The 11,039-nt window shown below is 68.9% G+C and carries 8 protein-coding genes; 6 read left to right on the forward strand and 2 right to left on the reverse strand.

The genetic code is table 11. The features are described from left to right. Positions 1–326 precede the first annotated feature (326 nt). Positions 327–1,037: an rRNA pseudouridine synthase gene (locus tag ABIA71_RS20715; RefSeq protein WP_354287817.1), complete on the forward strand. Its 711-nt coding sequence runs from the start codon at positions 327–329 to the stop codon at positions 1,035–1,037. A 57-nt stretch (positions 1,038–1,094) separates the two neighbouring features. Further along, a complete protein-coding gene (locus tag ABIA71_RS20720) occupies positions 1,095–2,672 on the forward strand; it encodes a phospholipase D family protein (protein ID WP_354287819.1) in 1,578 nt (525 codons plus the stop codon). An 84-nt stretch (positions 2,673–2,756) separates the two neighbouring features. Here the strand turns inward: ABIA71_RS20720 and ABIA71_RS20725 are convergent, their stop codons facing one another. Then, the gene (locus ABIA71_RS20725) at positions 2,757–3,860 is read right to left on the reverse strand and encodes an HDOD domain-containing protein (RefSeq protein ID WP_502961293.1); all 1,104 of its coding nucleotides are present in this window, start codon (positions 3,858–3,860) and stop codon (positions 2,757–2,759) included. 321 nt (positions 3,861–4,181) lie between these two features. Between ABIA71_RS20725 and ABIA71_RS20730 the strand changes: the two genes are divergently transcribed. After that, positions 4,182–5,279, forward strand: coding sequence for a Glu/Leu/Phe/Val dehydrogenase dimerization domain-containing protein (locus ABIA71_RS20730; RefSeq protein WP_354287822.1), 1,098 nt, complete (start codon positions 4,182–4,184; stop codon positions 5,277–5,279). Between the two features lie 98 nt (positions 5,280–5,377). On the opposite strand, the gene ABIA71_RS20735 is transcribed toward ABIA71_RS20730, so the two are convergent. Further along, on the reverse strand, positions 5,378–8,236 hold the full coding sequence (locus tag ABIA71_RS20735; protein WP_354287824.1) for a S8 family serine peptidase: 2,859 nt from the start codon (positions 8,234–8,236) through the stop codon (positions 5,378–5,380). Positions 8,237–8,416: 180 nt separating this feature from the next. Between ABIA71_RS20735 and ABIA71_RS20740 the strand changes: the two genes are divergently transcribed. The 3 genes from ABIA71_RS20740 to ABIA71_RS20750 all read left to right on the forward strand — a co-directional run bounded on the left by ABIA71_RS20740 (position 8,417) and on the right by ABIA71_RS20750 (position 10,623). Next, positions 8,417–9,592, forward strand: a complete 1,176-nt coding sequence (locus tag ABIA71_RS20740) for a thiolase family protein (protein WP_354287825.1) — start codon at positions 8,417–8,419, stop codon at positions 9,590–9,592. Between the two features lie 124 nt (positions 9,593–9,716). After that, the gene (locus tag ABIA71_RS20745) at positions 9,717–10,058 is read left to right on the forward strand and encodes a hypothetical protein (RefSeq protein ID WP_038687024.1); all 342 of its coding nucleotides are present in this window, start codon (positions 9,717–9,719) and stop codon (positions 10,056–10,058) included. A gap of 160 nt (positions 10,059–10,218) precedes the next feature. Further along, a complete protein-coding gene (locus tag ABIA71_RS20750) occupies positions 10,219–10,623 on the forward strand; it encodes a hypothetical protein (RefSeq protein ID WP_038687022.1) in 405 nt (134 codons plus the stop codon). Positions 10,624–11,039 lie beyond the last annotated feature (416 nt).

Consider the following 11,039-nt stretch of genomic DNA (forward strand, 5'->3'; position numbering starts at 1 on the left):
GGGGTGGGGGCGACCCCATGGTTGTGGGGGGGGGGGGGGGGGGGGGCGGGCGGGGGGGGGGGGGGGGGGGGCGGGGGGGGGGGGGGGCCCCCCCCCCCCCCCTGGGGGGGGTTGGGGGGGCCCCCCCCCCCCCCCCCCCACCCCCGGCCAACCCACGCCGCCCGGCCAACAGGCTGTTGCTCCGGCTCCAGCTCCGGCTCCGGCTCCGGCTCTAGCTGTTGCTGTTGCTCCAGCTCCAGCTCAGGCCCAGCCGGGCCACCCCAACCCACCCCTCCCCCACACCCAGTACACTCCCCGCCCGCATCCCGCTTTTCGTTGCCAGCCCCATGACCGACCCGATCCGACTCGACAAACGCCTGACCAGCCTCATCGGCTGCTCCCGTGGCGACGCCCAGCGCTACATTGAAGGCGGCTGGGTCACCGTGGACGGCAAGGTCGTCGAACAACCGCAGACCCTGGTCACCGACGAAACCATCGTCCTGCGCGACAACGCCGAAGCCACCCGCACCGAAACCGTCAGCATGCTCCTGCACAAACCGGCCGGCATGCGCGCCGACGAACTGTGCGCCCTGGTCACCCCCGACAGCCGCAGCGAACTGGACGCCACCGGCGTCACCCTCCTCCAGCGCCATTTCCACGCCCTGCAACTGGTCATGCCGCTCGCCGACGAAGACAGCGGCCTGGTCGTCGTCAGCCAGGACGGCCGCGTCGTATCCCACCTCAAGGATCGCGGCGCCACCCTCGAACAGGAGTATCTGGTCGAAGTCAGTGGTGAACTGGCGCCCTATGGCATGAAGCGCCTCGCCCATGGCCTCAGCTTCCGCAACTGGCCCCTGCCCCCGTGCAAGGTCAGCTGGCAGAACGAAACCCGCCTGCGCTTCGCCATCAAACCCGTACAACCCGGCCAGCTGCGCGACATGTGCCGCCAGGTCGGCCTCGACGTCATCAGCGTCCGCCGCCTGCGCATCGGCCGCGTTGCCATGGGCAAGCTTGTACCGGGCCAGTGGCGCTACCTCGCGCCCGACGAACGTTTCTGAGGCGGTCGTGTGCGCCCGGCACTCGCCGTGGACGCGCGCCCGGCTTAGCATCGGCCCATGACTGAACGAAAGCCGCTCTGGCGCCGGATGCTGCGCTGGCTGGGAATCGTGCTCGCGGTGCTGGTGCTGTTGGTGCTCAGCGGCCTGTTGCTGGCCGACCACCTGACCCCCAAGGCCATGGGCACCCCCAGCAGCGTGCTGCCGGTCCAGCCGGACCAGACCGTCATCGACCGCGAACTGGCCCGCCTGCAGGCCAGCCACCCCGACCAGAGCGGCGTCGCCTTCCTTGCCGATGGGCTGGATGCCTATGCCGCGCGTGCGGTCATCACCGCCCATGCCGGACGCAGCCTGGACCTGCAGTACTACATCTGGCACGACGACCTGATCGGCCACCTGATGGCGCAGTCCCTGTACGAGGCGGCCGAACGCGGCGTGCGGGTACGCCTGCTCCTCGATGACATGAATGCCCGGGACAAGGACGCCCTGTTGATGGCGCTCGACGAGCATCCCAACATCGAGATCCGCCTGTACAACCCCTTCCGCAACCGCACCGGGCCGTGGCGGATGGTGGAGATGGTGCAGCGCTTTTTCAGCGTCAACCATCGCATGCACAACAAGGCCTGGATCGCCGACGGGCGCGTGGCCATCGTCGGCGGCCGCAACATCGGCGAAGAGTATTTCAGCGCGCGGTCGGACGTGAACTTCCGCGACCTCGACCTGCTGGTTGCCGGGCATGCGGTGAACCAGGCCAACCGCATTTTTGACGAATACTGGAACAGCGAAACCGCCGTTCCAATCGCCGCGCTGGCCTTCCACACCCCGGCCCAGCTGCGCCTGCTGGTGCGCGAATCCGAGCACGAAGCCAAGCGCGATGTCGCCCAGCCGTACCTGCGCCGTGTCCAGCAGTCGCAGTCGGCCCGCTCGTACTACCGCGACGCGGTCGAGCTGCACTGGTCACCGAACGTGGAGATCGTCTCGGACCCGGCCATGAAGCACCGCCGCGATGACACGTCGAACTGGCTGGTGACCCGGCTGGTCAGCGAGATGCAGGCCACCCGCCACAAGGCGCTGCTGATTTCGCCGTACTTCGTGCCCGGCGAGGAAGGCACCGACGGCATGGCGGCCATGGTCAAGCGCGGCGCCCTGGTCGGGGTGGTGACCAACTCGCTGGCGGCCAACGACGTCGCCGCCGTGCACGGGGGCTACATGCACTACCGGGCGCCCCTGCTGCGCAGTGGCGTGCACCTCTACGAGCTGAAGGCGCACGGCTATGGCGACCGCAGCGGGCTGTTCGGCAGCAGCGGGGCCAGCCTGCACACCAAGGCCTTCCTGCTGGATGACCGGCGTGGTTTCGTCGGGTCGTTCAACCTCGACCCACGGTCGGCGTACCTCAACACCGAGATGGGCGTGCTGTTCGACGATGCGGTGCTGGGCGCGCAACTGCGTGCCGAGTACCTGCGCCTGGCCGATCCGGCGCAGAGCTACTGGGTGACGCTGGACGCACAGGACCGGGTCCGCTGGCTGGATCGGGCCGCCCAGCCACCGGTATTGCTCGACCGGGAACCGGATACGTCGTTCTGGCTGCGTGCCAGCGCGCGCGTCATCAGCTGGTTGCCACTGGAGTCGCAGCTGTAAGCGGCCGCTGGGGGGAGCCACGCATGGCGTGGCTCTACCGTCGTCATCGCGTTCGGGGTGGGCATGCCTGCCCTCCACGAACCCTCAGGCCTCGGCCTCGTCGGCATCCAGCGTTTCCACCGCGCGCCCATGCAGGCGCCGCCAGATCCATTGCAGCGCGTGCGGTGGCGTGCCGTGCTGCTGTTCCAGGATGGCCAGCGCCTGGGCCTGGCCGATCCGGCCATGTCGGCACAGCAGGCTGGCGGCGGCCGCCGCCCGCGCGAAGCGCAGGCTGGCCGGCAACCCTCCCTGGGCCGTGCCTGCGTCGCGCAACAGCGCTTCGTGCACCGCATCCGGCAATTCCCAGGCCGCCGCGATCCGCCCGGCCACGGGCAAGGTCCAGGCATCCAGCAACTGCATGGCCAGCGCGCGCGAGGGCAGCGCCTCGTCCTGCGCGGCGCAGGTGTCCAGCAGCTGTCGCATCACCAACGCCGCGCCCAGGCCCTGGGTGAGCCCCAGCCACTGCGCGGCGAACGCGTCCTCGTGGGTCACCAGCCGCGCATGATCGGCCGCCGCGCGCGAGGCCAGCAGCGCGTGCTCCCAGATCACCGTGCCGAACTGCGGGAAGGCCTCGCAGTGCACCTGCATCACCGGCTGTACCAGCACCGCGCTGATGATCTGGCGGATGCCCTCGGTCCCCACCAGCGTCACCGCCCGCTGCAGGCTGTCCACCGGCTTGGCCTGCAGGCGGTACACCGGGCTGTTGGCAATGCGCAGCAGGTTGCCGGTCAGCACCGGGTCCTGGCCGATGATGGCGGCCATCGCACGGGCCGAGGCGTCGCTGTCGTTGACCGTCTGGATCAACTGCGGCAGCAGTTGCGGGCGCCGCGGCAGCTGCCGGGCCGACCAGTCGCGCTGCTCCAGTGCCGCCACCACTGCCGCGTGCAGCGCGTCGTCGCGCTGCCGGTCGTCGTCGGCAGCGTCGCCACTGCGCCGCACCAGTGCCAGCGCATGCAGTCCAGCCTGCAGCGCCTCGGCGGGCGCGGTATCGGCGACGCTGCCGGTCGGCGCAGGCAGTGCAGACGCGGGCGCACGCGGGTGCGCCGCCGCGCCCGGTGCGGCTACGCGCAGCCTGCGGTGTCGCCTCACCACCAGCCCCAACGCGACCGCTCCGGCCAGCCCCGCCACCACGATCACGTTCATGTCCATCCGCGCGGCCGCCTGGGGCGGCACTGCCTCTGTGTTGTCACTGCACCCACGTCGTCCGTCCTGGCATTGCTGGTACTGCGCACCGTTGCCACGGCATCGGCGGCATCTTCAGCAACTTTAATGGCCCGTCCCGTCGCAACCGGGGCCGATGCCTGTCGTGGGGTCCGGGCAAACCCTGACAACACCCTCCGGCGGAATGCACTAGAATGGCGCCGCGCGACCCGTCCCCTGATCCGACGAAGTCGCTTTTTTTGTTTTACAACCCACCTTTTGCTGGTGCGTTCGCCGCTGTTCCCCGCCGTTCGCCCCATCGGAGCCACCATGTTATTTGAAACCCTCGAAACTTCCGGTCACGAACAAGTGGTGTTCTGCCACAACCGCGATGCCGGCCTGAGGGCGATCATCGCCATCCACAACACCACCCTGGGCCCTGCCCTGGGTGGCGTGCGCATGCGCCCGTACGCCAGCACCGATGATGCGCTGGCCGACGCGCTGCGCCTGAGCCGCACCATGACCTACAAGAACGCCCTGGCCGGGCTGAACGTGGGCGGCGGCAAGGCGGTGATCATCGGCGACCCGCGCCAGGACAAGAGCGAGGTGCTGTTCCGCGCGTTTGGCCGCTACGTCGACTCGCTGGGCGGGCGCTACATCACCGCCGAGGACGTGGGCACCGATGTCAACGACATGGAGAACATCTACCTGGAAAGCGAATACGTCACCGGCGTGCACCAGGTCCATGGCGGCTCGGGCGACCCGGCCCCGTTCACCGCCTATGGCGCGCTGCAGGCGCTGATGGCCTCGATGCAGCACAAGCTGGGCCATGAAGAAGTGGGCAAGACCAGCATCGCGGTCCAGGGCCTGGGCCATATCGGCATGGAGCTGGTCAAGCTGCTGCGCGACCGCGGCGCCAAGCTGTTCGTCACTGACCTGGACAGCGCGCGGGTCGATCGTGCGGTCACCGAATACGGCGCCGAGGCCGTGAAGCCGGACGACATCTACGACGTCAATGCCGATGTGTTCGCCCCGTGCGCGCTGGAGGGGGCGATCAACCCGCAGACCCTGGCCCGGTTGAAGTGCAAGATCGTCTGCGGCACCGCCAACAACCAGCTCTCCAGCCTGGACGTCGGCGATGAACTGCATGCGCGCGGCATCCTGTATGCCCCGGACTACGCGGTCAACGCGGGCGGGGTGATGAATGTCTCGCTGGAAATCGACGGCTACAACCGCGAACGCGCGATGCGCCTGATCCGCAGCATTTACCACAACCTTGGCCGGATCTTCGCCCTGTCCCAGCAGGAGGGCATCGCGCCCCAGCGCGCGGCCGACAAGATCGCCGAAACGCGCATCCATTCCATCGGCAAGCTGAAGATGCCACTGGGCCGCGCCACACCGCGGCTGGGCACGCTGCGCGGGAACTGAGCCGTTCCGCCGCACCATGCAGAAGGGCGCGATTGCATCGCGCCCTTCTGCGTTTCAGATCATTGCGGTCGCTGCCCCGGCAGGGGCAGGTTGTCCGCTCAGAATGCGGCCGAATAGCGCAGCGCAACCTGGCTCAGGTCGCCCCGCGGCCCGAAGCGCTGGTCGTACCCGAACGCCACCCGCGTGTTGCGGGTCAGCCACGACTCCACCGACAGCCCGAACAGCCCGCCCGATCGCGCCGGCTGCAGCCCTGCCATCGGTGCCCAGGCGTCCACGCCGACAAAGCTGGCGTCCTGCACCAGCCCGTCACTGGACAGCAGCTGCTGCCATTCGGCATAGCCGCGCAGCGCCCAGCTGCCCCACTGGCGTTCGGCGCGCACGCCGGCCAGTGCCTGGCTGCGCGTGCTCACCCCGCCCTGGGTGCGCAGGCCGAAGCCCAGCCCGCCCTGTTCGCTGAAGCGGTCGCTGTCCACGCGGGCGTAGTCGGCCCCCAGGTACGGGGTCAACGAGGCACGGCCATCGCCAAGGCGGTAGCCGGTTTCCACGCTGGCCGCAGTGAACTGGCCGCCGTAACGGGCATTGACGCCGTATTGGCCGGCACCGAGCAGCAGCTGGCGATCGATTTCCCGGGTGAACTGCCCGGCGCCCAGCTGGCCAAGTGCGTAGGCCCGCCGCGTGCCCCAGCCGGCATACACCTGCGCCTGCGATTGCCGGTCACGGCCACGGTCACTGCCCCAGTCGCGGCTGTTGTGCGTGCGGGTCTCGCCGAAGGCGAAGCCCAGCACACCGTTGCTGCCGAAGGCCACGTCCTGGCCCATCATCCAGCCGCGGGTGTCGGCACCGCTGGCCGAGAAGCTGCCCTGCCCGACCTCGCCGAGCTGGTTCTGCCACGCACCGCGCAGGCGTGGCGCGCCCTGCACCTGGCCAAACCGCGCCGACAGCGCGCGGCGGTTGAGATCGACGCTGTCGAAGGTGGCCGCGGTGGCCAGCGCATGGGCCTTGCCGGACAGGCTGTCCAGGCTGGTCTGCAGCGCCTGGTTGCCCTGCACCTGCTGCAGTTCGCCTGCACCATTGGCGAAGGCACTGCCGGCCATGCGGCCGCCATCAAGCACTTCAAATGCCGTTTCCACCCGGGCGGCCGAGGCCAGCGCAGCCCCGCCCGCGCCGGCATTGAGGGCGGCGCTGGTGATGTTGATCTGGTCGGTGGTCAGGGTGACGGTGGAGGCGCTCTGCTGCAGCGACATCTGCAGCAACGTGGCCTGGGCCAGACTGTGGGTGACCCCATCGAACTGCCCGCTGATGCCTTGGCCCACCTGCAGCACTGTCTGGGTGCGACCGTTCGCAGGCACGTAACCGTTGACGATGCTGCTGACGTGCACATTGCCCGCCAGGGCCGCGCTACCGGTGACATTCAGCGGGCCGGCACCCAGCGCGATCATCAGCTGCGCGCCAGCGCGCTGGGTGTAATTGCCCTCGATCGTGGCCGAGCTGTTGGCATCGCGCACGATGACACTGGCGCCGTTGTCGACATCGCCCTTCACCCGGCTGGTGCCGGTCATGAACTGCAGTGCCGCGTTGTTCGGGCTGCCGCTCTGTGCCACCACCAGCACGTTGGAGGTGATCGAGCCGCCATCGCGCAGCGCCAGCGTGCCCTGCTCGATCCGCGTGGCACCGCTGTAGGTATTGGTGCCGGACAGGCCCAGCGCACCGACACCTTGTTTGATCAGCCCGCCGCTGCCGGCGATGTTGTTGCTCCAGACCGAGTTCAGCCCGGCCTGGTTGACGTTGACCGTGACGTCGCCCCAGTCGAACCGCCCCGGCCCATTGATGGCCTTGGCGATGTTGAGCAGGCCGTAGCCGAAGGTACTGTCCACGCCGGACGCGCCGAGATCGGTGGCGGTGCCCAGCAGCGTCTGGCGCACCAGGTCGTTGCTGAAGTACGGATACTTCTGCCACACCAGCGCCGCTGCGCCCGATACCAGCGGGGCGGCGAAGGAGGTGCCGTAGTTCCAGAGATAGCTCGGGGTACCCCCAGCGGTATGCGCCGGATCGACGTACACCGCCGCGCCGGGGGCGGCCAGGCAGTACCGCGCGGCGACGCCGCAGGCATTGGCGTAGGACGCCAGCTTGCTGGGATCGGTGGAATCGACCGCGGTCACGCTGAGCCAGCCACGCTCCAGGTCGGCCGCCGGCAGCGTGCCACCCGGGCCGGCCTGGCTGGGCAGCGCCGCCATGCTGGAGGGATTGGGCTTGCTTTCGTTTCCGGTGGCGAACACCACCAGCCCGCCATTGGCGATGATGAAGGGGCGGTACTCCTGGGCGATCGGCGCGGTGGCTGCGGGGTTGGTCCAGTACAGACCGCCCCACGAGTTGTTCATGACCTTCACGCCCTGGCTGATCAGGTCCTGATGGACCTGGTCCAGGCCCAGCGCGCCATTCACTTCATTGCCGCTGCCGGAGCCGTCATCGCTGGGGCGCTGGTCGGCGATGATGCGCGCCGACACCAGCTGCGCGCCCGGCGCGATGCCGCCGGGCCAGCTGCCAAGCGCCTTGCCGGCGGCCAGTTCGGCCACCGCCGTCCCATGGCCGACCACGTCGTCGACGTTGACGTTGTTGGTGCGCGGATCGATATAGGTGTAGTTGGCCAACACGCGGCCCGCCAGCGTGGGGTGGTTGCGCATCACGCCGGAGTCGACCACGCCGATGCGCACGCCGGTGCCGTCCAGGCCCGCGGTGCGCGCCGCACCGGCCTGGGTGATGGTCAGGTGCGCGTCGAACGCCGGCTGCTGGGGCTTGACCGGGGTGACCGGCGGCGTGGTCGGAGGCGTGGTGGGCGGGGGCGATACCGGTGGCGGGTCCACGCGCACATTGTTGCCGCCGCCCCCACCGCCACAGGCACCCAATACCGCTGCCATGGCCGTGACCAGCACCGACCGCCCCACTGTTGCCTTGTTCATCCCTGCATCCCCGTTGACGTGTTGGTATCGCCGCAGATCGGTCCTCCTGGACCTGACCCGGCGGCCAGTGCCAAGCCTCTATACTTGGCCGGTAGTCCGCAGTCTGCCGGGAAAACCCGCTGCCGCCAATGGCACGCGGTCCCACTCTTGAAACCTGCTCACGCACCAACGAGATTGCCCATGTCCAACATCGTCATCGCCGCTGCCAAACGCACCGCCATCGGTTCCTTCCTGGGCCAGTTCACCGGCGTGCCCACCCCGACCCTGGGTGCCAGCGCCATCGCTGCAGCACTGCAGCAGTCCGGCATCGCAGCGGCTGATGTCTCCGAAGTCATCATGGGCTGCGTGCTGCCGGCCAACCTGGGCCAGGCGCCCGCGCGCCAGGCCGCGATCGCGGCGGGCATTCCGGTCTCCACCGGTGCCACCACGCTCAACAAGGTGTGTGGCTCGGGCATGAAGGCCATCATGCTGGGGCACGACCTGATCAAGGCCGGGTCGGCCAGCATCGTGGTGGCCGGGGGCATGGAGTCGATGTCCAATGCGCCGCACCTGCTGCCCAACTCGCGCACCGGCAACCGCTTCGGCAATTTCCAGGCGGTCGACCACATGGCCCATGACGGCCTGGTCAATGCCTACGACGGCAAGGCAATGGGCGAATTCGCCGAATGCACGGTGGACAAGTACCAGTTCAGCCGCGAGGAACAGGACGCGTTCGCCATCGAATCGGTGCGTCGCGCACAGGCCGCGCAGGCCGACGGTGCCTTCGCCGACGAAATCGTTCCGGTGAAGGTGGCCGGCCGCAAGGGCCAGGTCGAATTCAGCCAGGACGAACAGCCGGGCCGCTCGGACATCGCCAAGATTCCGACCCTGCGCCCGGCCTTCAAGAAGGACGGCACGGTCACCGCAGCCAGCTCCTCGAGCATCTCCGATGGCGCCGCCGCACTGGTGCTGCTGGCCGAGGAAGACGCCGCGGCACGCGGGGTGACGCCGCTGGCGCGGATCGTGGCCCACGCCACCCATTCCCAGGAACCGGAATGGTTCACCACCGCTCCCATCGGCGCCCTGCACAAGGTGCTGGAAAAAGCCGGCTGGGGGCTGGACCAGGTCGACCTGTTCGAAATCAACGAAGCCTTCGCGGTGGTGGCCATGGCGCCGATCCGTGAACTGGGCATCCCGCACGAGAAGGTCAACGTCAACGGCGGCGCCTGCGCATTGGGCCATCCGATCGGGGCTTCCGGGGCACGCCTGGTGGTAACGTTGGTCAACGCATTGCGCACGCGCGGCGGAAAGCGCGGCATCGCCACCCTGTGCATCGGCGGCGGCGAAGCCACGGCCATTGCCATCGAATTGATTTGATTGAACTTAACGCGCATTTCGCAAAAATGAATGCGCGATCGCTTGACAGCCAAACGTGGCTTGTCATCATGTTGCCGGGCGCGCAATAGCGCGTTGCCTAATCTAACGACGAGGATTCACACAAATGAGCATCAACAAGCTGCTGATCGCGATGGCCCTGGGCCTGGCTCTGACCGCCTGCTCGAAGCAGGAACAGGCTGCTGACGCCGCTGCTTCGGCCAACGAAGCTGCCGCTGACGCCCAGGTCGCCGCCGACCAGGCCGCTGCTGCTGGCGCCCAGACCGCCGACGCTGCCCAGGCTGCTGCCGACACCGCTGCCACCGCTGCCAACACCTCGGCTGACGCCGCTGCCCAGGCTGGCGCTGCTGCCACCGACGCTGCTGCCGACACCGCTGCAGACGCTGCCAAGGCCGGTGAAGCCACCGCCGAGCAGGCCAAGGACGCTGCTGAAGAAGCCAAGAAGTAATAACTTCTTTCTTCACGCAAGTCTGAAGAAGCCGCTGGTTCGCCAGCGGCTTTTTCTTTGGGCGCGATCCGGCCGGAGCAAGGTTGGCGGGCACCGACCCGGCCTTCACGCAGGCATGAATAGGCTGGCTTCCCCTACGATCACCGTATTGGAGACCGCCATGAAGATTCGTCCGTTCACCACGTCCCTGTTGGCCGCCTCCCTGCTGCTCGGCCTGGCCGCATGCAAAGGCCCGGAAGCGGAGAAGGCGCGCGATGACGCCGCGCAGGCCGCCGACAGCGCCAACGCCGCCGCACGCGAAGCGGTGGACAAGGCCGCCGCCTCCACGCGCAATGCCGCCGACGATGCCGCTGCCGCCTCCGAGCGCGCCGCTGCCGAAACCCAACAGGCGCTCGACCGCGCTGCGGCAGCCACCTCCGAAGCAGCTGGCGAAGCCAAGACCGCCGCCAAGGATGCGGGCGTGCACGCCAGCGACGCCACCGCCGATGCAGCGCAGAAGGTGGCCGACAAGGCCCGCGACGTGGCCGATGAAGCAAAGAAGAACGCCGACGAAGCCAAGCGCTGAGTCTGCCGTTCCGCATCGTCCGAAACGCCCCTTCACAGGAAGGGGCGTTTTTTTTCGGGTGTTCGGATGCGTCGTTTTGCAAGGGCCGTGGCAGAGTGACCACGACGCTACGCGGGTGGTCGAGTGTGCAGGTTTGGATCGGCTGGCATCTCCGATCGGGCCGGTCGCGAGCGTGAGGGCCCCGTAGCAGCCGGTAGGCCCCAGGTGCAAATGTCCCCCGGCCGCGTGGCGGCCTCCTCCTTTACTTTGCCCAGGGGCCTACCGGCTGCCACGGGGCTCGGCTTGCGGTAGCAGGGGAAGCCAGGCTTTTCTGGCGCTGTCGGTGGGGGGGGGGGGGGGGGGGGGGGGGGGGGGGGGGGGGGGGGGGGGGGGGGGGGGGGGGGGGGGGGGGGGGGGGGGGGGGGGGGGGGGGGGGG

It is taken from the genome of Stenotrophomonas sp. 2619, assembly GCF_040548725.1.
Taxonomy (GTDB): Bacteria; Pseudomonadota; Gammaproteobacteria; order Xanthomonadales; family Xanthomonadaceae; genus Stenotrophomonas; species Stenotrophomonas maltophilia_AP.

What these genes read in the sequence shown, in the direction of transcription:
- ABIA71_RS20720 (WP_354287819.1), top strand. Translation starts at nt 1,095, where the DNA reads ATGACTGAACGAAAGCCGCTCTGGCGCCGGATGCTGCGCTGGCTGGGA.
- ABIA71_RS20725 (WP_502961293.1), bottom strand. Translation starts at nt 3,860, where the DNA reads ATGGACATGAACGTGATCGTGGTGGCGGGGCTGGCCGGAGCGGTCGCG.
- ABIA71_RS20750 (WP_038687022.1), top strand. Translation starts at nt 10,219, where the DNA reads ATGAAGATTCGTCCGTTCACCACGTCCCTGTTGGCCGCCTCCCTGCTG.
- ABIA71_RS20715 (WP_354287817.1), top strand. Translation starts at nt 327, where the DNA reads ATGACCGACCCGATCCGACTCGACAAACGCCTGACCAGCCTCATCGGC.
- ABIA71_RS20740 (WP_354287825.1), top strand. Translation starts at nt 8,417, where the DNA reads ATGTCCAACATCGTCATCGCCGCTGCCAAACGCACCGCCATCGGTTCC.
- ABIA71_RS20730 (WP_354287822.1), top strand. Translation starts at nt 4,182, where the DNA reads ATGTTATTTGAAACCCTCGAAACTTCCGGTCACGAACAAGTGGTGTTC.
- ABIA71_RS20745 (WP_038687024.1), top strand. Translation starts at nt 9,717, where the DNA reads ATGAGCATCAACAAGCTGCTGATCGCGATGGCCCTGGGCCTGGCTCTG.
- ABIA71_RS20735 (WP_354287824.1), bottom strand. Translation starts at nt 8,236, where the DNA reads ATGAACAAGGCAACAGTGGGGCGGTCGGTGCTGGTCACGGCCATGGCA.